The sequence below is a fragment of the Stenotrophomonas sp. STEN046 genome (genome assembly GCF_056759755.1).
Map to the genome: position 1 here is coordinate 146,266 of NZ_JBRRDR010000004.1, position 23,380 is coordinate 169,645.

General features: G+C 67.3%; 18 protein-coding genes and 2 riboswitches. Of the genes, 11 read left to right on the forward strand and 7 right to left on the reverse strand.

Translation table 11 applies throughout. The features are described 5' to 3' along the window. The first annotated feature begins 202 nt into the window (after positions 1 to 202). Together ACVOLJ_RS03865 and ACVOLJ_RS03870 are read left to right on the forward strand one after the other, a co-directional pair. Positions 203 to 1,276: a 3-deoxy-7-phosphoheptulonate synthase gene (locus ACVOLJ_RS03865; protein ID WP_481563494.1), complete on the forward strand. Its 1,074-nt coding sequence runs from the start codon at positions 203 to 205 to the stop codon at positions 1,274 to 1,276. A gap of 268 nt (positions 1,277 to 1,544) precedes the next feature. Beyond that, positions 1,545 to 1,856 (forward strand): DUF5076 domain-containing protein, encoded by a 312-nt coding sequence (locus ACVOLJ_RS03870; protein ID WP_481563495.1) that lies wholly within the window; start codon positions 1,545 to 1,547, stop codon positions 1,854 to 1,856. Positions 1,857 to 1,927: 71 nt separating this feature from the next. Here ACVOLJ_RS03870 and ACVOLJ_RS03875 read toward each other — a convergent pair whose 3' ends face one another. The 4 genes from ACVOLJ_RS03875 to ACVOLJ_RS03890 all read right to left on the reverse strand — a co-directional run bounded on the left by ACVOLJ_RS03875 (position 1,928) and on the right by ACVOLJ_RS03890 (position 10,081). Next, complete coding sequence (locus ACVOLJ_RS03875; RefSeq protein WP_481563496.1) at positions 1,928 to 4,987, reverse strand: efflux RND transporter permease subunit; 3,060 nt, start codon at positions 4,985 to 4,987, stop codon at positions 1,928 to 1,930. Beyond that, the gene (locus ACVOLJ_RS03880) at positions 4,984 to 8,061 is read right to left on the reverse strand and encodes a multidrug efflux RND transporter permease subunit (RefSeq protein WP_481563497.1); all 3,078 of its coding nucleotides are present in this window, start codon (positions 8,059 to 8,061) and stop codon (positions 4,984 to 4,986) included. Before ACVOLJ_RS03880 ends, ACVOLJ_RS03875 begins: the two co-directional genes overlap by 4 nt. Next, entirely contained in the window at positions 8,058 to 9,224 is a 1,167-nt protein-coding gene (locus tag ACVOLJ_RS03885) for an MdtA/MuxA family multidrug efflux RND transporter periplasmic adaptor subunit (RefSeq protein WP_481563498.1), read from the reverse strand. Before ACVOLJ_RS03885 ends, ACVOLJ_RS03880 begins: the two co-directional genes overlap by 4 nt. A gap of 239 nt (positions 9,225 to 9,463) precedes the next feature. Continuing rightward, positions 9,464 to 10,081 carry a trimeric intracellular cation channel family protein gene (locus ACVOLJ_RS03890; protein WP_191077352.1) on the reverse strand — a complete coding sequence of 206 codons (618 nt, stop codon included), beginning with the start codon at positions 10,079 to 10,081 and terminating at the stop codon, positions 9,464 to 9,466. 82 nt (positions 10,082 to 10,163) lie between these two features. After that, positions 10,164 to 10,269, reverse strand: a riboswitch (glycine riboswitch). A 13-nt stretch (positions 10,270 to 10,282) separates the two neighbouring features. Continuing rightward, positions 10,283 to 10,372: riboswitch (glycine riboswitch) on the reverse strand. Between the two features lie 40 nt (positions 10,373 to 10,412). Here ACVOLJ_RS03890 and ACVOLJ_RS03895 point away from each other — a divergent pair. Together ACVOLJ_RS03895 and ACVOLJ_RS03900 are read left to right on the forward strand one after the other, a co-directional pair. Further along, a complete protein-coding gene (locus ACVOLJ_RS03895) occupies positions 10,413 to 10,688 on the forward strand; it encodes a GIY-YIG nuclease family protein (protein WP_475278475.1) in 276 nt (91 codons plus the stop codon). Between the two features lie 71 nt (positions 10,689 to 10,759). Then, positions 10,760 to 11,191, forward strand: coding sequence for a nuclear transport factor 2 family protein (locus ACVOLJ_RS03900; protein ID WP_475278474.1), 432 nt, complete (start codon positions 10,760 to 10,762; stop codon positions 11,189 to 11,191). Between the two features lie 87 nt (positions 11,192 to 11,278). On the opposite strand, the gene ACVOLJ_RS03905 is transcribed toward ACVOLJ_RS03900, so the two are convergent. Next, entirely contained in the window at positions 11,279 to 12,559 is a 1,281-nt protein-coding gene (locus ACVOLJ_RS03905) for an NAD(P)/FAD-dependent oxidoreductase (RefSeq protein WP_475278473.1), read from the reverse strand. 121 nt (positions 12,560 to 12,680) lie between these two features. Between ACVOLJ_RS03905 and ACVOLJ_RS03910 the strand changes: the two genes are divergently transcribed. Both ACVOLJ_RS03910 and ACVOLJ_RS03915 read left to right on the forward strand, forming a co-directional pair. Beyond that, positions 12,681 to 13,475, forward strand: coding sequence for an NYN domain-containing protein (locus tag ACVOLJ_RS03910; RefSeq protein WP_475278472.1), 795 nt, complete (start codon positions 12,681 to 12,683; stop codon positions 13,473 to 13,475). A gap of 77 nt (positions 13,476 to 13,552) precedes the next feature. Then, positions 13,553 to 14,173: a glutathione S-transferase family protein gene (locus ACVOLJ_RS03915; protein ID WP_475278471.1), complete on the forward strand. Its 621-nt coding sequence runs from the start codon at positions 13,553 to 13,555 to the stop codon at positions 14,171 to 14,173. Between the two features lie 48 nt (positions 14,174 to 14,221). Here ACVOLJ_RS03915 and ACVOLJ_RS03920 read toward each other — a convergent pair whose 3' ends face one another. After that, a complete protein-coding gene (locus ACVOLJ_RS03920; RefSeq protein WP_475278694.1) occupies positions 14,222 to 16,411 on the reverse strand; it encodes a primosomal protein N' in 2,190 nt (729 codons plus the stop codon). 414 nt (positions 16,412 to 16,825) lie between these two features. On the opposite strand from ACVOLJ_RS03920, the gene ACVOLJ_RS03925 reads away from it, so the two are divergent. The 4 genes from ACVOLJ_RS03925 to sppA all read left to right on the forward strand — a co-directional run bounded on the left by ACVOLJ_RS03925 (position 16,826) and on the right by sppA (position 21,967). Next, entirely contained in the window at positions 16,826 to 17,827 is a 1,002-nt protein-coding gene (locus ACVOLJ_RS03925) for a hypothetical protein (protein WP_481563499.1), read from the forward strand. Beyond that, positions 17,820 to 18,383 (forward strand): DUF3106 domain-containing protein, encoded by a 564-nt coding sequence (locus ACVOLJ_RS03930; protein WP_475278469.1) that lies wholly within the window; start codon positions 17,820 to 17,822, stop codon positions 18,381 to 18,383. The genes ACVOLJ_RS03925 and ACVOLJ_RS03930 overlap by 8 nt, the downstream gene beginning before the upstream one ends. A gap of 181 nt (positions 18,384 to 18,564) precedes the next feature. Next, the gene (locus tag ACVOLJ_RS03935; protein ID WP_475278468.1) at positions 18,565 to 19,929 is read left to right on the forward strand and encodes an MATE family efflux transporter; all 1,365 of its coding nucleotides are present in this window, start codon (positions 18,565 to 18,567) and stop codon (positions 19,927 to 19,929) included. A gap of 115 nt (positions 19,930 to 20,044) precedes the next feature. Further along, positions 20,045 to 21,967, forward strand: a complete 1,923-nt coding sequence (gene sppA, locus ACVOLJ_RS03940; protein ID WP_475278467.1) for a signal peptide peptidase SppA — start codon at positions 20,045 to 20,047, stop codon at positions 21,965 to 21,967. An 86-nt stretch (positions 21,968 to 22,053) separates the two neighbouring features. On the opposite strand, the gene ACVOLJ_RS03945 is transcribed toward sppA, so the two are convergent. Then, positions 22,054 to 22,260, reverse strand: coding sequence for a hypothetical protein (locus ACVOLJ_RS03945; RefSeq protein ID WP_481563500.1), 207 nt, complete (start codon positions 22,258 to 22,260; stop codon positions 22,054 to 22,056). A 111-nt stretch (positions 22,261 to 22,371) separates the two neighbouring features. Here ACVOLJ_RS03945 and ACVOLJ_RS03950 point away from each other — a divergent pair, with 111 nt between their 5' ends. Further along, entirely contained in the window at positions 22,372 to 23,148 is a 777-nt protein-coding gene (locus ACVOLJ_RS03950) for an SDR family oxidoreductase (protein ID WP_481563501.1), read from the forward strand. Positions 23,149 to 23,380 lie beyond the last annotated feature (232 nt).

Below are 23,380 nucleotides of genomic sequence, written 5' to 3' on the forward strand. Positions count from 1 at the left end.
AAAACCCTGTGTTATCAATAGATCCATGAACGCAGCCCACACCAGCTTTTACTGGTATTACTTTCCGAAGCCACTGGCGGAGGAAGGATTGCGCTCACCCTGAAGAAAGCTTCAGACGCATTCCCGAAAGCCGCCAGCGAACCTGGCGGCTTTTTTCATGCCGCCACGCTGGGGACCCCCCATCGTTCCGGAGATCTACCCCATGCCCCCCCATACCGACGACCTGCGCATCCGCACCATCGAGCCGCTCACACCGCCTGCCCAGCTGCTGGCGATGCTGCCCTGCGACGATGAAGCCTCCGACACCGTCAGCGCCTCGCGCGCGGCGTTGCACCAGATCCTGCATGGGCGCGATGACCGCCTGGCGGTGGTGGTCGGCCCGTGCTCGATCCATGACCCCAAGGCCGCCATCGAGTACGCCCAGCGCTTGAAGCCATTGCGCGATGCGCTGGCCGGTGAGCTGGAAATCGTGATGCGCGTGTACTTCGAAAAGCCGCGTACCACGGTGGGCTGGAAGGGCCTGATCAACGATCCAGACCTGGATGGCAGCTTCAAGATCGACAAGGGCCTGCGCATCGCCCGCGGGCTGCTGCGTGATATCAACAAGCTCGGTCTGCCGGCCGGTGTTGAATTCCTCGATGTGATCTCACCGCAGTACATCGCCGATCTGGTCGCCTGGGGCGCCATCGGCGCGCGTACCACCGAGAGCCAGGTGCACCGCGAGCTGGCCTCGGGCCTGTCGTGCCCGGTGGGCTTCAAGAACGGCACCGACGGCAACGTCAAGATCGCTGCCGATGCGGTGGGCGCCGCCTCCAATCCGCACCATTTCCTGTCCGTCACCAAGCAGGGCGGCACCGCCATCGTGTCGACCACCGGCAATCCGGATTGCCACGTGATCCTGCGTGGCGGCAAGCAGCCCAACTACGATGCGGCCAGCGTCGCCGATGCCTGCCAGGCGCTGGCCAAGGCCAAGCTGCCGACGCGCCTGATGATCGACGCCAGCCACGCCAACAGCCTGAAAAACCCCGACAACCAGCCGCAGGTGATCGAGGACATCGCGCTGCAGATGGAAGAGGGTGAACAGCGCATTGTCGGTGTGATGATCGAGAGCCATCTGGTCGGTGGTCGCCAGGAACTGGTGGAGGGCCAGCCGCTGGTCTACGGGCAGAGCATCACTGATGGTTGCATCGACTGGGACACCACCGTGACGGTGCTGGAGCGACTGGCTGCGGCCGTGCGCGCCCGTCGTGAAGTGAAGGTGTCCGAAGCGGCGTGAATCAAGCCGCCTGCGGGCGGCACGCGTGTGGATGGCGGCCAGCACCTGCGGGGGTGCGGCCGCGATCAGGGTCAGCCGGAGTTGGAGGCCGACCCGTCCGCACCGGCGATGCGCCTGGCGCTGCGTATGTGCGACAGCGCCAGGTACATCGCCGGGGTGGTGAATGCCGTTCTTCTGTAGCGTCGAGCATCGCTCGGCTCTACATGGCCCCGCACGCCATGCGTGGATGTGGTCCACAATGCGACACCCTGTCCTTGCGGCTGCCGGCATGAAAGAACTGATCGTCCCTGACGCTGCACAACGCGACGAATCCTCCGTCGAGATGATCCGTGTATGGATCGCCGAACGCGGACTGCACACATCGCTGAAAGTGGGCCTCTACGAGGATCGCCCCGGTATCCGCGAAGAATGTGCCTGGGGACGCGTCCTTGCCGACGTTGCCCAGCACGTGGCCGACGCGCTGGCGACCAGCCAGGGCATGGACCGTGATGTGGCACTCCAGGCCATCAAGGCAGCCTTCAATGAGGAAGTGCAGGCGCCAACCAGCGGTCGGTCAGGCGGGTTTGTCGTACGCCACTGACAACCGATCCAGGCCGAGCATGGCTCGGCTCTAAAGTAGATCCACGCCATGCGTGGATGGCATCTCCGAATTCACCGCTTCGCCCGAACCCTCGCCAACGCCAGATACATCGCCGGGGTGGTGTACAGCGTCAGCCATTGGCTGACCAGCAATCCGCCGACAATGGCGATGCCCAGCGGTTGCCGCAGCTCCCAGCCTTCGCCATTGGCCAGCATCAGCGGCAACGTGCCCAGCAGCGCCGCCAGCGAAGTCATCAGGATCGGCCGCAGGCGCAATCGTGCTGCTTCCATCACCGCCTCATGCGGGCTCAGGCCATGCCGCTCGCCGGCCAGCGCGAAGTCCACCAGCAGGATCGTGTTCTTCATCACCACACCGACCAGCAGGAACAAGCCCAGCAACGCGATCAGGTTCAGTTCGTTGCCGAACAGCCACAGCGCCAGCAACGCACCGATACCGGCCGAGGGCAGGGTGGACAGGATCACCAGCGGCTGCAGGAAGCTCTCGTAGAGAATGCCCAGCACCAGGTAGACCGCCAACGTGGCACCCAGCACCAGCCACAGCTGGCGCGAGCGCAGCTGGTCCAGGCCACCGGCTTCACCGGACAGTTTTCCCTGCACCGAACGCGGCAGCATCAGTTTGGCCATCGCACCGTTGATCGCCTGCGTGGCCTGCTCCAGCCCTACGCCCGGCGCCAGCGCGAACTCGATCCAGATCGAGGCGAACTGCTCGCTGTGGTACACCCGGTCCGGTGCCATGCCGTAGCGCCAGCTGGCGATGCTCGACAGCGGAATGCGCTGGCCGCTGCCATCGATCACCTGCAGGCGTGCCAGCGTGCCCGGATCCTGGGTATGCCTGGGATCCAGTTCCATGACCACCCGGTACTGGTTGAGGCTGTCGTAGAGGGTGGCCACCTGGCGCTGGCTGAAGGAGTTGTTGAGCATGTTGGCCACGGTGCGCAGATCCACGCCGTGGCGTGCGGCGGCTTCGCGGTCGATGTCCAGCATCACCTGGCGCATGCCGGCTTCGCCCTGCGCTTCCACGTCCACCAGTTCGGGCAGGCCACGCAGGGCGGCAGCCACCTTCGGCGCCCATTCGCGCAGCGGCGCGGTATCGGCCGACAGCAGCTGGAACTCGTACTTGCCACTGCTGCCAGCGCCCTCCAGGCGGATGTCCTGGTCCACCCACAGATAGAGGTTGCCGCCGGGCAGCTTGGGCAGCCGCGCGCGCAGGCGGTCGATCACCTGCTGGCTGGACACTTTGCGCTCGGCCAGCGGCTTCATCTTGATCATGATGAAGGCATTGTTCACCCCGTTGCTGCCGCCGATGTAGCCAATGATGTCCTCGATGGCCGGGTCGGACAGCAGCAGCGTGCGGTAGGCGTCGATCTTGGGCTGCATCGCCTGGAACGACAGGCCGTCGTCACCGCGGGCGAAGCCACGCAGCTGCGCGGTGTCCTGCTGCGGCACGATGCCCTTGGGCACCTGTTGGAACAGCCAGGCGTTGAGTGCGATCACCGCCACGAAGGCCAGCAGCGGCCAACGAAGATGACGCAGGCTGGCCTGCAGTGTGCGCAGGTAGGCACCTCGCACGCGTTCGAACAGCGCATTGCTGCCACGCTGCCAGCGGGAAGGCGTCTGCGTGGCATCGACGAACAGGCGCGCGCACAGCATCGGCACCAGGCTCAACGCCACCAGCACCGATACCGCCATCGCCGCCACCAGGGTCAACGAGAATTCGCGGAACAGGCGCTCGACGAAGTCATCCAGGAACAGGATGGAGATGAACACCACTGCCAGCGCCAGGTTCATCGACAGCAGTGTCGCGCCCACTTCCGCAGCACCGCGCACCGCCGCCTGCCAGCGGTCGGCACCGAGTTCGCGATGGCGGGCAATGTTCTCCAGCACCACGATGGCATCGTCCACCACCAGCACGGCGGCGACGATCAGGGCCATCAACGAAAGCGTGTTGAGCGAGAAGCCCATCAGCGCGATCAGTGCCAGCGTGCCGAACAGCACCACCGGAATCGCCACGCTGGGTACCAGGGCCGCACGCCAGTGGCCGAGGAAGCCGAGCACCACCAGCACCACCAGCACGATCGCCAGCAGCAGGGTCAGCTCGGCTTCGTGCAGGGTGGCGCGGATCACCGGCGAGCGGTCCATCACCAGCCGCATGTCCACCGTGCCCGGCAACAAGGCATGCAGCTGCGGCAGCTGCGCCTGGATCGCATCGACCGTGGCGATGATGTTGGCGCCGGGCTGGCGGCTGACAATCAGCAGCACGGCCGGGCGTTCATTGTGGAAGCCGCTGGAATAGCGGTCCTCCACGCCATCGGTAACTGCGGCGACATCGCCCAGCCGCAGCGTGCGGTCGTCGCTCACCTTCAGCGCCAGCTCGCGGTACTGCGCGGCCTGGCGCAGCTGCAGCGGCGCTTTCAGCTGCCATTGCTGGCGCGCATCGCCCACCGCGCCCAACGGCCGTACCGCGTTGGCGCGTCCAATCGCCTGTGCCACATCTTCCAGTGCCAGGCCGGCATGGTTCAGGGCGTTCGGATCCAGCGACACGCGCACCGCCGGCAAGGCACTGCCGCCCACCTGCACTTCGCCCACGCCTGGCACCTGCGACAGCTTCTGCGCCAACACGGTGGATGCCAGGTCGTACAGCTGGCCCGGTGACAGCGTGTCCGAGGTCAGTGCCAAGGCCAGGATCGGCGCCTGCGAGGGATTCACCTTGCGGTACTGCGGCATGCCCGGCATGCCACTGGGCAACTGGCCGCGTGCGAGGTTGATCGCGGCCTGGACCTCGCGCGCGGCCTCGTCGATATCGCGGCCCAGCACGAACTTCAGTTCGATCTGGGTCTGGCCCTGGGTGCTGGCCGAGTCGATGCGCGAGATACCGGGCAGGCTGCCCAGTGCGCGCTCCAGCGGAGTGGCCACGGTGGCGGCCATCGATTCGGGCGACGCGCCGGGCAGGCTGGCACTGACTTCAATGGCCGGGTAGTCCACCTGTGGCAGCGGCGCCACCGGCAGCAGCCGCAGCGCCAGCAGGCCGGCCAGCACCAGTGCCACCGCCAGCAGGATCGTGGCCACCGGGCGCTGCACGCAGGCCTGCGCCAGGCGCGCGACAGGGGTCACGCGCGGGCCTCATCTACGGCGGTCGTTGCCGCTGCGCGACCGCGCTGCAGGCGATCAAATGCCAGGTAGATCACCGGTGTGGTGAACAGGGTCAGCACCTGGCTGACCAGCAGCCCGCCCACCATCACCCAGCCCAGCGGCTGCCGCAGCTCGGCGCCGGAACCACTGGCCAGCATCAGCGGCACCGCGCCGAACAGTGCAGCCAGCGTGGTCATCAGGATCGGCCGGAAGCGCAGCAGCGCGGCTTGGTGGATCGCCTCGCGCGGGGTCATGCCGCGGGTGCGCTGCGCGTCCAGCGCGAAGTCGATCATCATGATCGCGTTCTTCTTCACCAGCCCGATCAGCAGCACGATGCCGATCACGGCGATCAGATCCAGGCTGCGTCCGCTGACCCACAGCGCAGCCAGCGCGCCGACCGTGGCCGATGGCAGGGTGGACAGGATGGTGATGGGATGGATGAAGCTTTCGTACAGCACGCCCAGCACGATGTACATCACCACCACGGCCGCCAGGATCAGCCACAAGGTGGACGACAGCGAGCTGCTGAAGGCCGCCGCCGCGCCCTGCAGGCGAAGTTCGATGCTCTGCGGCAGGTTCACCTGCGCGCGCGCGGCGTGCACGGCATCCACCGCTTCGCCCAGCGATGCGCCCGGGGCAAGGTTGAACGACAGCGTGGCCGCCGGGAACTGGCCCACATGATTGCGCAGCAGCGCAGAGGGGCCCACTTCCACCCGCGCTACCGAACCCAGCGGCACGGTCTGCCCGGCGCTGTTGCGCACGCGTAGGACGGTGATGGCGTCCGGTCCCGGCTGGCGCGTGGGATCGGCTTCCAGCACCACCCGGTACTGGCTGGCCTGGGTGAAGATGGTCGAAATCTGGCGTTGCCCATAGGCGTCGTACAGGGCATCGGCCACGGCCTCCACGCTTACGCCCAGGCGCGCCGCCGCATCGCGGTCGATTGCAACGCGCGCCTGCCGACCCTGCATCTGCAGATCGCTGGCGACATCACGCAACGCAGGCGACTGGCGCAGGGCCTGCAGCAGCTTCGGTGTCCAGGTTTCCAGCGTTTCCAGATCCGGCGTGGTCAGGGTGAACTGGTATTGATTGCGGCTTATGCGGTCTTCGATGCCCAGTTCCTGCACCGGTTGCAGGTACAGGGTGATGCCGGGAATCTTCGCCACGCGCTGCTGCAGGCGTGCCATCACCACCTCGGCGCTGTCCCGTTCGCCATGTGGCTTCAGCTCGATCAGCAGGCGGCCGGTGTTGAGCGTGGCGTTGTTGCCGTCAACGCCGATGTACGACGACAGGCTGGCCACGGCCGGGTCCTGCTCGATGGCGCTGGCCAACGCCAGCTGGCGCTCGCGCATGGCCTGGAACGAGATCGCCTGCGGTGCCTCGCTGATGCCCTGCACCAGGCCGGCATCCTGCACCGGGAAGAAGCCCTTGGGCACGGCGAAGTACAGCGCTACGGTCAGGGCGAGGGTGGCCACCGTCGCCAACAGCATCAGCGGTTGCCGTTGCAGCACCCAGCGCAGCTGGCGGTCGTAGAGCGCAATGATGCGATCGAAGACATCAGCTGCATCGGCCTGCCTGGCGTGCGGCTTCAGGAAGCGCGCGCACAGCATCGGCGTCAGCGTCAGCGAGACCAGCAGCGAGATGCCGATCGCCACCGCCAGCGTTACCGCGAACTCGTGGAACAGTGCGCCCACCAGGTCGGCCATGAACAGCAGCGGGATCAGTACCGCGATCAACGAGACCGTCAGCGAGACCAGGGTGAAACCAATCTCACTGGCGCCCTTCAGTGCGGCGTCGCGTGGGCTTTCCCCTTCCTCCAGATGGCGGGCGATGTTCTCCAGCATCACGATCGCATCGTCCACCACGAAACCGGTGGCGATGGTCAGCGCCATCAGGGTGAGGTTGTTGAGCGAATAGCCGGCCAGCAGCATCACCGCGAAGGTGCCGACCAGCGACAGCGGCACTGCAACGCTGGGGATCAGCGTGGCCGGCAGGTTGCGCAGGAACACCCAGGTGACCAGCACCACCAGTGCGATGGCCAGCACCAGTTCCTTCTGCACGCCGCGCACCGAGGCGCGGATCGATTCGGTGCGGTCGCTGAGCACGGTCATCTGCACGCCGGCCGGCAAGGTGGCCTGCAACTGCGGCAGCAGCGCGCGCACCTGCTCGACCACGGCGATCACATTCGCGCCGGGTTGGCGCTGGATGTTCACCAGCACCGCCGGGGTGGTGCCGCGCCATGCTGCCAGCTGCCGGTTCTCGGCGCCGTCGCTGATGGTGGCCACGTCACCCAGGCGCAGCGGTGCGCCCTCGCGCCAGGCCAGCACCAGTGCGCGGTACTCGGCCACGCTGCGCATCTGGTCGTTGGCATCGAGCATCACCGCGCGGATCGGGCCATCGAAGCTGCCCTTGGGCAGGTTGACGTTGGCGGCGGCGATCGCGGTGCGGATGTGGTCCATGCCCAGGCCATTGGCGGCCAGCGCGGCGGGATTGACCTGGATGCGCACGGCGGGCCGCTGGCCACCGGCCAGGCTGACCAGGCCCACGCCGGGCAGCTGCGCCAGGCGCTGTGCGATGCGCGTATCGACCAGATCGTGCACCTGCGGCAGCGAGAGGCCCTGCGAGGTCACGGCCAGCGTCAGGATCGGCGTATCGGCCGGGTTGACCTTGCGGTACACCGGCGGCACCGGCAGATCGCCGGGCAGGAAGCTGCCCGCTGCGTTGATGGCGGCCTGCACATCCTGTTCGGCCACGCCCAGCGATACCTCCAGCCCGAACTGCAGGGTGATCACCGAGGCGCCCCCGGAACTGGTGGACGACAGTTGCTTCAGGCCGGGAATCTGGCCGAGCTGGCGTTCCAGCGGTGCGGTGATGGTGCGCGTGGTCAGTTCGGGACTGGCGCCGGGATACAGCGTGGTGATCTGGATGATCGGGTAGTCGACCTGCGGCAGCGCGGCCACCGGCAACAGTCGATAGGCCAGCATGCCCGACAACAGCAGTGCCACCATCAACAGCGTGGTGGCGACCGGGCGCAGGATGAACGCGCGGGAGAGATTCATGCGCCGGCCCGGGTTGCCGCCTCCTCGCTGATGATCTCCACCGCGGTGCCGTCTTCCAGTCCATCGATGCCTTCGATCACCACCTTGTCGCCGGCCGCCAGGCCGGAGCGCACGGCCACGCGTCCATCATCGGCAGGGCCGAGCACCACGTTGCGGCGTTGCGCCTTGTTGTCCTTGTCGACGATGTGCACGTAATTGCCCTGGCTGCCGAACTGCACGGCGGCATCGGGAATCAGCAGTGCCGGTTGCGTGCCCAGCTGCAGGCGCACATTGACGAACTGGTTGGGGAACAGCCCCTGGTCCGCATTGTCGAACTGTGCACGCAGCTTCAGCGTGCCAGTGGCGGTGTCGATGCGGTTGTCGACGCTGGACAGGGTGCCGTTGGCCAACTGCCTGCGTTCTTCGCGGTCCCAGGTTTCCACTGCCAACGCCGGCTGCGCCTGCACGGCCTCGAGCAGCGCGGGCAGTTCCGGCTCGGGTACGGTGAACAGCACGCTGATCGGTGCAGTCTGCGCGAGCGTCACCAGGCCTTCGGTATCGCTGGCATGTACCAAGTTGCCCACATCCAGGCGGCGCAGGCCGATGCGCCCACTGACAGGCGCGACGATGCGGGTGTACTGCAGCTGCAGTTTGGCTTCGTCTACTGTGGCCTGGTCACTGAGGCGGCGTCCCTGCAGCTGCCGCACCTTGCTCTGCTGGTCGCTCAGTTCCTGTGCCGAAACGTAGTTCTGGCGCTGCAGTTCACGGTAGCGCTGCAGCTGTCGTTCGGCGTTCTCCAGCTCAGCCAGGTTCTGCTGCTGGGTGCCTTGTGCCTGCGCCAGTTTCACTTCATACGGCCGAGGGTCGATCTGCGCCAACAGGTCGCCCGCTTTCACCTGCTGCCCTTCCTGGAAATGCAGGCGCAGCAGCTCGCCATCCACGCGGCTGCGCACCACCACGCTGTGCAGGGGCGTTACCGTACCGACCGCCTTCAACCGCAGCACCAGCGGCTCGGCGCTGGCCCGGGCGATGCGCACCGGCACCGTCTTGCCGCTGCCTTCGCCCTTGCTGGCCACCTCGGTGCGCGGCCACAGCCACGCGGCCAGGGCGGCAACGAGGGCGAGACTGGCTAGCGCCAGCAACGGGCGGGCGCGACGGAAGCGGGAATTTTCGGCGACAGACATGCGGCATCCTGCGCCCTGCGCGGGCAGGGACATGCGGGCCCGTCGGCACGGCATGTGCCACGGGCAGCGGGGGAGGGGGTGTCTGGCGGGGCCGCGGGCGCGGCGTGGCTGGATGCCGTCGCGCGTGCGACGGGGCGACAATGGTAGCCAATCAGGCCGGCGATTACCGCATGACCAACGTCATGCAGCGCAAACGGTAGTGCCGGCCGCTGGCAGGCAACCGCACGATCCGCAATGGCTCAATGCACCTCGTCGTGGTACACGAACTTCGGCATTTCCCAGCGGTAATGGATCGCCAGCAGGCGCAGCGCGAAGCCGCCGCCCAGGCAGCACAGGATCGCGGTGGCATCGGCCACGCCCCAATGCAGCAACAGCAGATACACCGCGCCGGTCAGCAGTGAGATGATCGCGTACAGCTCTTTCTGGAAGATCAGCGGCACCTCGTTGCAGAGGATGTCGCGCAGCACGCCGCCGAAGGCGCCGGTCAGCATGCCGGCAATCAGCACGATCGGCAGCGCATGTCCGGCCTCGCGCGCGATCGAGCAGCCGATCAGGGTGAAGGCGATCAGGCCCAGGCCATCGAGCACCAGGAAGGTGCGGCGGAAGTGGTGCATCCAGCGTGCGACCCAGGTGGCGATCAGCGCCGCACACACGGTGAAGCCCAGGTACTCGGGATGCTTCACCCAGCCCAGCGGATAGTGGCCGAGCAGGATGTCGCGCAGCGAACCACCGCCAAGTGCGGTGACACAGGCGATCATGACCACGCCGAACAGGTCCATGCGGCGGCGGCCGGCGGACAGGGCGCCGGTCATGGCTTCGGCGGAAATGGCGATCAGGTAGATGATGGACAACAACATGGGACAGGCTCCGGGCGCGGTGTGGCCGGCCATGCGCGTATACCGCCACTGCCTGCGCAATGACGGGATGACGATGACCGGTGCCGCTCCCGCTGTCCTTTTGCCTGAGAGTTCAGCGGCATGGGCCGCGTGCCCCTTCGGCGGATCGTCCCGGGCATGCCCGGTGACCTCTCTCCAGCTCGGCGAGTCGAATGCATGGTTGGTGGGATTCCAGCCCACCGGCCTGAGCGATCATGGGAGCCTGCGCCTTCGGCGGGCGCCAGCGCGGCGCCTCTCTCCTGCATTCGGGCGCCAGTATATCCGCTGCAGTGCAGCACGGCATAATCCGGCCATGGCCCGCCCCTCCGCTCCCTGGTTCCTGTACCTGCTCGAATGCCGCGACGGCAGCTATTACGCGGGCATCAGCACCGATGTGGAGGCGCGCTTTGCCGCCCACCTGGCCGGCAAGGGCGCGCGCTACACCCGGTCCCGCCCGCCGCTGCGGATCCTGGCGGTGCGTGCGTACCCGGACCGCTCCGCCGCCTCGCGCGCCGAATGGGAGCTCAAGCGGCAGCCGCGCGAACGCAAGCTGGCCTGGTTGCAGGCGCCAGCCGAAACACTTCTGTAGATCCACGCCATGCGTGGATGGGCTACCCGGCCCATGCGATGATCGCCCCGCGCCCAGAGCTGGAGACCCGGATGTCCACGATTGCCCTGCTGCTCGCACTATCCGCAGCAACGAGCCCCGCTGCCGACCCGGCCACGATCGCGGCCATCGAAGCCACCTGCCACGACTACGTCGACGGTCAGCTGGAAGCCGACCCGCAGCGCGTCGCCCGCTCCCTGCATCCGGACCTGGCCAAGCGCGCGGTGCTTGGCGATACACCCGACGAGCGCCTGGGCCTGCGCCGGATGTCGAAGGAGGAACTGGTCTCGTTGACCAGGCAGGGCGCGCTGAAAACGCCGAAGGATCAATGGGACCGTCGTTGCACGGTGCTGGACGTGACCGGCAACGCCGCCTCGGTACGGCTGGAAACCCCGTGGTTCGTCGACTACTTCCACATGGGCCGCTTCGACCAGCGCTGGGTCATCGTCAACGCGCTGTGGTATCCGAAACCGAAGGTGCCGTAGAGCCGAGCCCATGCTCGGCTGCACTTCGTTCGGATTGCAGAAGCCGAGCATGGGCTCGGCTCTACAGGGGCACGCCGCGCGTGGACCCTACCGCTTCGGCCGCCGGTCGTCCTGATCATCACCAAAAATGATGCGCGCGCTGCGCTGGTAGCTCCAGTACGCCACCGCCCAGTTCAGCAGCACCACGACGCGGTTGCGGAAGCCGATCAGGAAGAACACGTGCGCGGCCAGCCAGAACCACCAGGCCAGCACGCCCGACAGCTGCAGCCTGCCCAGATGCACGATCGCGGCCATGCGGCCGATGGTGGCCAGGTTGCCGAAATCGGCGTACTTGAACGGCCCCGGTGCCGGCTTGTCATGCAGGCGTGCGCGCAGGGTATCGGCCACGTACTTGCCCATCTGCTTGGCGGCGGGCGCAACGCCGGGTACCGGCTTGCCGTTGGCCTGGTTCAGTGCGGCCAGGTCGCCTGCCACGAACAGTTCGGGATGGCCGGGCAGGGTCAGGTCGGGTTGCACCTGCACGCGACCGGCGCGGTCCAGCGGTACATCCAGTGTTCGCGCCAGCGGTGAGGCGGCTACACCGGCGGCCCAGACCACGGTGCGCGCCGGCACGAACTGGTCGCCCAGCTTGAACCCCTGGCTGTCGATATCGCTTACCGGCGTGCCGGTCATCACTTCCACGCCCAGCTTTTCCAGCTGCCGGCGCGCCTTCAGCGAAAGCACTTCGGGGAAGGTGGACAGCACGCGCGGGCCGGCTTCGACCAGCCGTACCTTGGCGCTGGCCGGATCGATATGCCGGAATTCATTGCGCAGCGTGTGCCGGGCGATTTCGGCCAGGGTGCCGGCAAGTTCCACACCGGTGGGGCCGCCGCCGACCACGGCAAAACTCAGCCACGCGGCCTTCTTCGCCGGGTCCGGTTCGGCCTCGGCGCGCTCGAAGGCCAGCAGCAGCTTGCGGCGCAGCGCGATGGCATCGTCCAGCGTCTTCAGGCCGGGCGCATCGTCGGCCCACTGGTCATTGCCGAAGTAGGCATGGGTCGCACCGGTGGCCAGCAGCAGGCTGTCGTAGTCCAGCGCGCTGCCATCGGCCATGCGCACCTGGCGTGCGTCCTTGTCGATGGCCACCACTTCGCCAAGGCGCACTTCCACATTGCGCTGATGGCCGAGGATATGGCGCAGCGGCGCAGCGATATCCGGCGCAGACAGTCCAGCGGTGGCCACCTGGTACAGCAGCGGCTGGAACAGGTGGTGGTTGCGGCGGTCGACCAGGGTGATGCGTATGCGTTCGCGGGCCAGCGCACGGGTAGCCCACAGGCCGGCAAAACCGCCGCCGACAACGACCAGGTGGGGGACGCGATCACGACTCATCGACTCACTCCAGGGGGGCATGGGGAAAGTGACTGGCATCTTCGCATGGCCGGTCGTTGTCACGTCAGCGTGTGTCCGGATCGGCGATACTCGGGTTCAGGCAACCACCCGCGAGCAGCCCATGAGCGAACCGGAAAAGCGCATCGCCCTGTTGATCGACGCCGACAACGCGCCGGCCTCGAAGATCGACGAAGTCCTGGCCGAAGTGGCCCGCTATGGCGTGGCCAACGTGCGGCGTGCCTACGGCAACTGGAAGAGCCCCCGCTTGAAGGGCTGGGAGGCGGTGCTGCACGAATACGCGATCCGGCCGATCCAGCAGTTCGCCTACAGCAAGGGCAAGAACGCCTCGGACATGGCGATGGTGATCGACGCGATGGACCTGCTGTACGCGCGCAACCTCGATGGGTTCGCGATCGTGTCCAGCGATGCCGACTTCACCCCGATGGTGATGCGCCTGCTGACCGACGGCGTGAAGGTCTATGGCTTCGGCGAGAAGAAGACGCCGGAACCATTCGTCAATGCGTGTTCGAAATTCACCTACCTGGAAGCACTGGGACAGACCCATGCCAGCGTGCAGGATGTCGAGCAGGCGTCGAGCGAACAGGCTTCCAGCGAGCAGGCACCCAGTGAGCAGGTGGCCGGCGACGATGCACGCCCGCGCAAGAGCGGGGCGGAAATGCGCAGCGACACCCGGCTGGTGAAGATGCTGCGGCGTGCGGTGTCCTCGGCCGAAGGCGAGGATGGCTGGTCGCACCTTGGCCCGGTCGGCAGCCAGATCGGCAACCAGGCTTCGTTCGACCCGCGCAACTACGGTTACGGCAAGCTCAGCGATCTGCTGGCCGCGATCGGCTTGTTCGAGCTGAAGAAGGACGGTAAATCGTCCTACGTGCGCGCACTGCCGAAGAAGAACCGGTAGCGCGACGCAGCGGCACGCACACGCCCCGCCCGATCAGGCGTATCGTTGCCGCTCGCATTGCCAGCAAGGAAACCCGCATGTTGAAGATCTGGGGCCGTCGCAATTCCAGCAACGTCCGCAAAGTGCTGTGGTGTGCCGAAGAAATCGGCCTGCCCTACGAGTCCATCGAGGTCGGTGGCAGCCACGGTGGCACGCAGTCGCCGGAATATGTGGCGATGAATCCGAACGGGTTGGTTCCGGTGATCGAAGACCACGGCCTGCCGCTTTGGGAATCGAACACGATCGTGCGCTACCTCAGTGCCCGCTACGCGCTGGGTACGCTGTACGCCGAGGATCCCATGGAACGTGCGCAGGCCGAGAAGTGGATGGACTGGAGCACTTCGCGCATGGCGCCGCTGTACTCCGAACTGATCTGGGGCATCATGCGCACCGCGCCGGCCGACCGCGATGAAGCGCGCATCAATGCGGCAATCGTGCGCGCGGGTGACTACCTGGCACTGCCCAACGCGGCACTGGCCACGCAGCCCTGGCTGTCGGGCGAAACCTTCGCGATGGGCGACATCGCGCTGGGCTCGCTGATCTATGCCTGGTTCGAACTGCCGATCCAGCGCCCGGACCTGCCGCATCTGCAGGCGTGGTATGAACGGCTGCGCGAACGCCCGGCGTACCAGCGTGGCGTGATGTCACCGATGACGTAAGCGCAACGGGGGCGCCGGGCATGGCCCGGCGCGACCGTCCCCGTGTTCTCAGTACAGATCCGTCGGATCCACATCCAGCGACCAGCGCACCTTGCGTGCTTCGGGCAGCGCATACAGCTGCGGCACCAGCTGCGCCAGCACGCCATGCAGCGGCGGCCGCTGGTTGGCCGACAACAGCAGCTGCGTACGCTGGTAACCGGCGCGGCGCGGCATCGGTGCCGGCATCGGTCCATAGGCTTCCACCACGGTCTGCTCGCCCAGCAACTGCCGCGCGGCCAGCAGGAACGCATTGGCGTGCTCCACCTGCTGGGCTTCGGCACGCATCAATGCAAGGTGTGCGAAGGGGGGGAAGCCTGCGGCCTGGCGCTGGTTCAACTCGGCCTGCGCGAAGGGGTGGTAACCACCATTGACCAGCGTTTCCAGCAACGGATGCCCCGGGTGATGGGTCTGCAGCCAGACCTCGCCCGGATCGCGCGCGCGACCGGCTCGACCGGCGACCTGGATCAGCTGCTGTGCCAGTTTTTCGCTGGCGCGGAAGTCTGCCGAGAACAGACCTTCGTCGATACCCACCACCACCACCAGGGTCAGCTTGGGCAGGTCGTGGCCCTTGGCCAGGATCTGCGTGCCCACCAGGATGCCGGGTTGATCGCCGAGCTTCGCCAGCTGCTGCTCCAGCGCATCGCGCCGTGAGGTGGTGCCACGATCGATGCGCACCACCGGGAAATCGGCGAATGCGCTGACCAGATGTTCTTCCAGCCGCTCGGTACCGATGCCCTGCGGCTGCAGTGCCAGGCTGCCGCACGCAGGGCAGGCCAACGGTGCCGGCTGCCGCGCACCACAGTGATGGCATTGCAGGCGACGGCCACCGCCATGCACGGTCATCGGTGCATCGCAGCGATTGCACGGTGCGGTCCAGCCGCAGTCGTGGCACAGCAGCACCGGCGCATAGCCGCGCCGGTTCTTGAACACCAGCACCTGCTGGCCACGCTGCAGGTGTTCGCCGATGCCGGCCAGCACGTCGGCGGAAAGGCCATCGCGCAGCGGCCGCTTGCGTACATCCAGGATGCGCACGCGCGGTGGGCGCGCATCACCGGCCCGCTGTTTCAGGCGCAGGTGCGTGTAGCGGCCGGCATAGGTGTTGTGCAGCGTTTCCAGCGACGGTGTGGCGCTGCCCAGCAGCACCGGGATGCCCAGTGCCTTGGCCCGTACCAGGGCGAAATCGCGTGCGTGGTAGCGGATGCCATCCTGCTGCTTGTAGCTGCCATCGTGCTCTTCGTCGACGATCAGCAGGCCGGCCTGCGGCAACGGCGTGAACACCGCAGAACGTGTCCCCACGATCACCCGCGCTTCGCCACGCGAGGCGGCGGCCCAGGTACGCGCGCGTTCGCTGTCGTTCAAGCCCGAATGCAGGGCGTGGACCGCAATGCCCAACCGGCCGCGGAAGCGCGCCAGGGTCTGCGGGGTCAGGCCGATCTCCGGTACCAGTACCAGCGCCTGCTTGCCCTGGGCCAGGCAATGGATGATCGCCTGCAGGTAGACCTCGGTCTTGCCGCTGCCGGTCACCCCGTCCAGCAGGAACGGCTGGAAGCCCTCGGCGCTGGTGACCGCCGCAACGGCGTCGGCCTGGTCCGGGTTGAGGGTGGGGCCGGGCAGGGGCTGGGCATGCTGCGGTGCCACGCTCAATGCAACGCGCTCTGCCAGGCCACGCTTGGCCAGACTGCGCGCGGCGCTGCGCCAGTCGTCCATCCGCGCGCCCAGCACGTGTTCGTCCACCACGGCATCGGCCAGCAGTTCAGCCAGTTGCCGCGGGCGACTGCCGGCGCGCAGCTTTTCGCGCTGGGCCTGGCCTTCGGGTGTCAGCTGCCAACCCCAGTGGTGGGTATCGGCCAGAGGCTCGCCATGCCGCAGCGGGCCGGGCAAGGCCGAGCTCAGCACTTCACCCAATGGTGCATGGGTGTAGCGCGCCAGCCATTGCAGGCTCTGCCACAGCTCGCCCTGCAGCAAGGGGGACGGGTCGCACCACGCCTGGGCCTGGCGCAGGCCCTGGCTGTCGTCGGCCTGCCCATGGCCGGCCACCACACCTATCAGTTCACGGTTGCCGAACGGCACCTTCAGGCGGCAGCCGATCGCCTCGGCCGGGGCGACGCCCTGCGGGGGCAGGTAGTCGAACAAGCGCGGCAGGGGGACGGGCAGGGCAACCTGCAGGGTCGGAACAGGGCCGGATTCAGGGGCAAGCATCGGGGCAGTGTAACGGCCCATGCGCGGGCGGATGGCGTGTGAAGGAAGCAGGCGATGGCCGCCGCGCGAATCATAAATGTCACCTAAATATCGGTGTCCATTGGAGATTCAGTCTTATCCACATCTTCTGTGGATAAGTCTGTGCGTTAGCCGCTCACGACACCGCATGAGGCAGATAGCGACTGCCTCGTCCTCTGGTTGGTCAAAAAATAGCCATACTTTAAATGTCTTTTAAATCAATAACATGCGTGTGAAACATTGCTGAAACAGGGTGAATTCACCGGTTCATGAAGTAATCGCCCGGCGGGCGCTTGGTGCTGTGCACAACCTGCAGCACGAAGTGCCTTGGGCCGCAAGTCCTGCCGGGCAGCGATGGGCTGCCGCTATCATGCCGGCAGACCTTTGGAGTGACCGATGACGGCTGTGCCCGCCCCTGTTTCCTCGACCGCGGCCGGCGCGCTGTCGGCATTTCTGCGTGGCGTCGAGCGCCGTGCCCTGGTCGTGGCCGAACTGCAGTGCGGTGACCCCGCCCGTGCCGAGCAGACACTGGTGGCGGTGATGCGCGCCTTCGCTGCGGTTGCCAGCGACCTTCCCATGGCGCAGTGGCCGGGCCGCTTCTGGACACTGCTGGGCCAGCGGCAGGCGCTGCGCGAGCCCGCGGCCGGGCAGTGGCCGCCGGCCCTGGCCGCACTGGGCGCGATGGAGCCGATGCCGCGGCTGGCGCTGCTGCTGCGGGTCGGTGGCAGCCTGGACGAGGGCATCACCACCCGCGTGCTGGATGTCGACGAGGACGGCTACCAGCGGTTGCTGGCCGCAGCCTGTCCCCGCGATGCCCATGGCCAGCCCGATGCCGCGGCCTGGCGCGCGCTGGCCGAACAGGTGCAGCTGCGCATCCGCGATCTGCCGGCCAAGCGCCTGCAGCAGCTGCAGCAACCGGCTGCACCAGCATCCAACAGCCAAGCGCCGGCGCCGGGCTGGCGTGCGCCGCAGCGCGATGAGCGCGCCGCTCCGGCGGGTAAGCGGCGGCGTCCCAATGCCAAGCCACGCTGGCGTGGCCCGGTCATCCTGTTGATCACCGTGGTGGTGCTGCTGGCCGCTGCGCTGGGTTGGCGCCATTGGCAGGGCCAGCGCCTGGGCAGCGACGCGCCACTGCCCGAAGGTGTGGTGGGCGAGGCGGGACCGGTCACGGTGGAAGCATTGCCGGCCACCGATGTCCGCCCTGCCGCCGGTACCGATGCGCTGGCCGCCGACGATGCCGCCATGCTGGCCGACCGCGATTACCCGTTGCTGGCCGAAGGGGACATGCACGCGTGGAGCGCAGCGGGCGGTCCGCTGCCCGTGGACGAATCCCAACCCAAGCCGACCCACCCCGAGCCGGTAGGTGCCGCGCTGGAAACCTCTGCAGCCGATGAATAAGCCCGTTCTTGCCACCCTGCTGCTGGCCCTGCCACTGAGCTTGGCCGCCGCCCCGCCGTCGTTGAACGTGCCCTTGCCGTCGCCGGCGACACCGTCGACGGATGTTGCGGGCATGCCTGCTGCCTTCGCCCAGATGGCGCCGGCACAACAGCGCCAGCGTCGCGCGGACTACGCGGCATGGAAAGCGCTGCCCGAAGGCGAGCGTGAGCGCATCCGTCAGGCGGCTGCGCGCTTTGCCGCCCTGCCGGCTGACCAGCAGCAGCGCCTGCGCACGCAGTTCCTCGCGCAGGACCAGGCGTTCCGTGAAGGCTGGCGGTTGGGTCCGCAGCTGGGTGCTGAGTTCCCCAAGCTGCATGGCCTGTTCGGCTTCGTGCCGCCTGAGCAGCGCGACGCTGCGTTGGCCGTCCTGCGCCAGCTCAGCCCGGCGCAGCTGACGCAGCTGGCCCTGGTCTCCCAGCGCACCCCGCCCCAGCAGCGTGACAGCGTGCGCAGCGCATTCCTGGCGGTGCCTGCGGCCGAGCGTGACACCTGGCTCAAGCGCCAGGCCGGCCAGTAAGCGAAAAGGAGACGGAGGGGATCAAGTCCCTTCCGGCCCGGCTGTGCCGGATACCACTTGATCCCCGCCGTCCCCTTTATGGGGCAGTCATGGGAATGACGGGCCAGCGCGCGTAAGATGACCGGCCGCAACCCGGTGCCTGTGCCCTTCGCGCGCAACCGTAGTTCGCGTCAAGCACCTTATGTCTACTGCAACCTCCACGCCCGGCTTCAGCAAGGAAGTCGGCGCTACCGGTCTGCTTGCCCTGCCGCTTGTGCTCGGGCATGTCTCCACCGGCCTGATCTCCTTCGTCGACAACGTCATTGCCGGCCACCATGCAACGTCCACGCTGGCCGCAGTGACCATCGGCACCGCGCTGCTGTGGCTGCCGATGCTGATCCCGATCGGCACCCTGATCTCGCTCACCGCATCGGTCTCGCAGCTGCATGGCGCCGGGCGCGAACGCGAGATCGGCCCGCTGTTCCGGCAGGCGCTGTGGCTGGCGCTGGGGCTGGGCCTGATCATGTTCACTTTCCTCACCGTGGTGCCGCCGCTGTTGCCGGCCTTCGGCATCGCGCCGGACATCGTGCCCGGCGCCACCGCGTTCCTGCATGCGGTGCGCTGGGGCGGCCCGGCGCTGACCCTGTACTTCTGCATGCGCTATCTGAGCGAGGGCATGCACTGGACGCTGCCGACCATGCTGCTCGGTTTCGGTGGCCTGCTGGTGCTGGCGCCGATGGGCTACGTGCTGGCCAACGGCAAGCTCGGTTTCCCGGAAATGGGTGCCGAGGGCCTGGGTATCGCCTCGGCGGTGATGATGTGGCTGCAGGCGATTGCCTTCGGCACCTACCTGTGGTTCACCAAGCGCTTTGCCCACCTGCAGCTGTTCTCGCACTTCGAGGGCCCGCGCTGGTCGGCCATCTGGGACCTGCTGCGTACCGGCCTGCCGATCGGTATCACCGTGCTGATGGAAGGCGGGTTGTTCATCGTTACCGCGCTGCTGATCGGCCGCCTGGGCGCCAATGAAGCAGCCGCGCACCAGATCGCGATCAACGTGGCGCAGCTGTGCTTCATGATCCCGATGGGCGTTGCCGAGGCCACCACCGTGCGTGTCGGCCATGCGGTGGGCCGTGGCGATGGTTTCGGCGTGCGCCGTGCGGCCTGGGCCGGCTACGCCATCATCATGGGCACGCAGACCCTGTCGGCGGCAGCGCTGCTGTTCGGCCACGATGCCATTGTCGGTGTCTATACCAACGACCTGGCGGTGGCCGGGCTGGCTTCGACCCTGCTGTTGTATGCGGCCACCTTCCAGTTCCCCGATGGCATCCAGGTGCTGTCGGCCGGCGCGCTGCGCGGCCTGAAGGACACCCGGGTGCCGATGTTCATCGCCATGTTCGCCTATTGGGGCCTGGGCATGCCGCTGGGGGCCGGTCTCGGCCTGGGCCTGGGCATGGGTCCGCAGGGCATGTGGATCGGCCTGATCGTCGGCCTGACCGCCGCGGCCATCCTGATGGGCTGGCGGCTGAGCCGCAGCAGCAGACGCATCGGCCAGTCCACGCTGGCCTGACTTCACCCCCGGTCGCGGGCAACCGTGACCGGCGATCCCCTGACTTGTGTCCGATGCCGCCTCACACGGCACCGGCTATGCTGGTACCACGGCAAGAAGCCATCCGGAGTGCTCCATGAACCAACCCGTGCCGCCGCTGCCCCCGGCGAACCGCAACCCTGTCGCCAGCTTCTTCATCGGGCTGTGGGACGTGATGAATTTCACCCGCCGGTTGATCCTCAACCTGGTGTTCTTCGGCCTGTTGCTGCTGGTGCTGGTGATGTTCATCGTCGCTGCGGGCATGGGCGCCGGTGCCAGCAAGTCGCTGCAGGACCGCACCACCCTGGTGATCGCGCCCGAAGGCCGCCTGGTCGAGCAGTACAGCGCCGATCCGGTCAGCCGCGCGCTGGCCAAGGCCGTGGGTGACAACGGTGCCGAGGAAGTGCAGCTGCGCGACCTGATCCGGGTGATCGAGACCGCGCGCGAAGACAAGAAGATCGAGCGGGTGGTGCTGGAGCTGGACAAGCTGCAGCCGTCCGGCTTCGCTTCGCTGCGGGAAGTGGCCGCCGCGCTGCAGGAACTGCGCGCTTCGGGCAAGCAGCTGGTCGCCTTCAGCGAGAGCATGGGCCAGTCGCAGTACCTGCTGGCCGCACAGGCCGATGAGGTCTACCTGGACCCGATGGGCTCGGTGGTGCTGGAAGGCCTCGGCCGCTATCGCCAGTACTTCCGCACCGGCCTGCAGGACAAGCTCGGCGTGGACGTGCACCTGTTCAAGGTGGGCGAGTACAAGTCGGCGGCCGAACCGTACGTGCTGGACGCAGCGTCGCCGGCATCCAAGGAAGCCGACCTGTTCTGGATGAACGACGTGTGGCAGCGTTACCTGGGTGACATCGCCAAGGCGCGTCGCCTGGATCCGGCACAGCTGGCCGCTGGCATCGACACCCTGCCCGAAGGCGTAGCCGCTGCCGGTGGCGACCTGGCCAAGTTCGCCCTGCAGCAGAAGCTGGTGACCGCACTGAAGACCCGCGAGGAATTCGAGGATCTGATGATCGACCGCGGCGTGGCCGATGAAGACGCCGAGGGTGGCTTCCGCAGCATCGATTTCGGCGGCTACCTGGCCCAGCTCGATGCACGCCGCAACCCGGTCGACTCGCGTCCGCAGGTCGCGGTGGTGGTGGCGTCCGGCGAGATCAGCGGCGGCGATCTGCCGGCCGGCCGTATTGGTGGTGAATCGACGTCGGCCCTGCTGCGCGCCGCGCGCGACGACAACGACGTCAAGGCGGTCGTGCTGCGCGTGGATTCGCCCGGTGGCGAGGTGTACGCCTCCGAGCAGATCCGTCGCGAAGTGGTGGCCCTGCAGGCCGCAGGCAAGCCGGTGGTGGTGTCGATGGGTGACCTGGCGGCTTCCGGTGGCTACTGGATCAGCATGAACGCCGATCGCATCTATGCCGACCCGTCGACCATCACCGGTTCGATCGGCATCTTCGGCATGATCCCCAACTTCAGCCGTGCGCTGGACAAGTTCGGCGTGCACACCGATGGCGTGGGCACCACCCGCTTCGCCGGTGCGTTCGATGTCACCCGCCCGATGGATCCGGCCGTGGGCCAGGTCATCCAGTCGGTGATCAACAAGGGCTATGCCGATTTCACCGGTCGCGTGGCCGAGGCCCGCAAGAAGCCGGTGGAAGCCATCGACGAAGTGGCGCGTGGCCGCGTGTGGAGTGGTGCGCAGGCCAAGGAACGCGGTCTGGTCGATGCCTTCGGTGGCCTGAAGGATGCCGTCGCCGATGCCGCCGGTCGCGCCAAGCTGGGCGCCACCGAAAAGTACCGGGTGCGCTACATCGAGAAGGCGGCAACGCCGTTCGCGCAGTTCGTCAGTGGTTTTGCCGGCAGCCATGCCGGTGCGTGGATGCTGGCCGATTCCGGCGTGGGCCGGATGATGCTGGCGCGCACGATGCCGGAAGTCGACACCCAGCTGCGCTTCGTCGAGAACGCCGCGCGCGAGAAGGGCAATGGTGCGCCGGTGAAGTCGCTGGCTTACTGCTTCTGCGGGTTCTGACCGCAAGCATCATCCACGCAGGGCGTGGATCTACTGGAAAGCAGAACGCCCGGCCTTGGCCGGGCGTTTTCGTTGCGCAGCGCCGGTCATTGTGTCGCGTCGGCTTCTGCCTTGCGCTCGCGTTCGTTCGCCTCGTCCATGGTTTTCTGCACGCCCTTGGCGCGGTCCAGCGGCTGTGCAACCGACCGGGCCAGCGCCTGCGGTTCGGGCGGCTTCTGCGGATCGGGCGGGGCGGGGCGCTGGCATCCGGCCAGCAGGGCGGCTGACATCACAAGGGGAATCAGCAGGCGCATGGCAACGTTCCTCGATGGGCGTGCGGCCAGTGTCGCATCCCGGGCAGGCCGCGCCCGTGAGCGCGTATCCTTGCGGCATCGAAACACAGTGGGCGCGGCCCCGGAGGACATATGACCCAGCAACGGTGGCGCCTGGACGGGCAGACTGCCCTGATCACCGGCGCCAGCGCCGGCATCGGCCTGGCGATCGCGCATGAACTGGCCGGCCTAGGTGCCGATTTGATGATAGTCGGTCGCGACCTGGACATGCTGGAGACCGCGCGCGACGAACTGCTGGACGTGTATCCGCAGCACCAGGTGCACGCGCTGGCCGCCGATGTGTCCGATGACGAAGATCGCCGTCAGATCCTGGACTGGGTGGAGGACCATGCCGATGGCCTGCACATCCTTGTCAACAACGCCGGCGGCAACATCACCAAGCCGGCCACCGAATATTCCGAGGACGAGTGGCGCGGCATTTTCGAAACCAACCTGTTTTCGGCGTTCGAGCTGTCGCGCTATGCGCATCCGTTGCTGGCGCGCCACGCCTCCTCGGCCATCGTCAATGTCGGCAGTGTGTCTGGCCTGACGCATGTGCGCAGCGGCGTGGTCTATGGCATGACCAAGGCGGCAATGCACCAGATGACCCGCAACCTGGCCGTGGAATGGGCCGAGGATGGCATCCGCGTGAACGCAGTGGCGCCGTGGTACATCCGCACCCGCCGCACGTCCGGTCCGCTGTCCGATGCGGACTATTACGAGGAAGTGATTGCACGCACGCCGATGCGCCGCATCGGTGAGCCGGAGGAAGTTGCCTCGGCGGTCGGTTTCCTGTGCCTGCCGGCATCAAGTTATGTCACCGGGGAATGCATCGCCGTGGACGGCGGCTTCCTGCGCTACGGGTTCTGAGCGGACGCGCCGCCGGGCATGGCCCGGCGCTACCCCAACCAACCCCATACCTGCCCGACGCCACGCCAACCAACCCGGTAGCGCCGGGCCATGCCCGGCGGGCTGCTACTGCGGGACCGGGCAATCGCTGGCTTCCAGCACGGCCTGCAGGCGCGCACGCTCTGCGCGTGCCGCATCGCGGTTCTCCTGTGCGGCGAACCGCTCGCGACCGCGTGCGTCGCGGAAGCGCTGC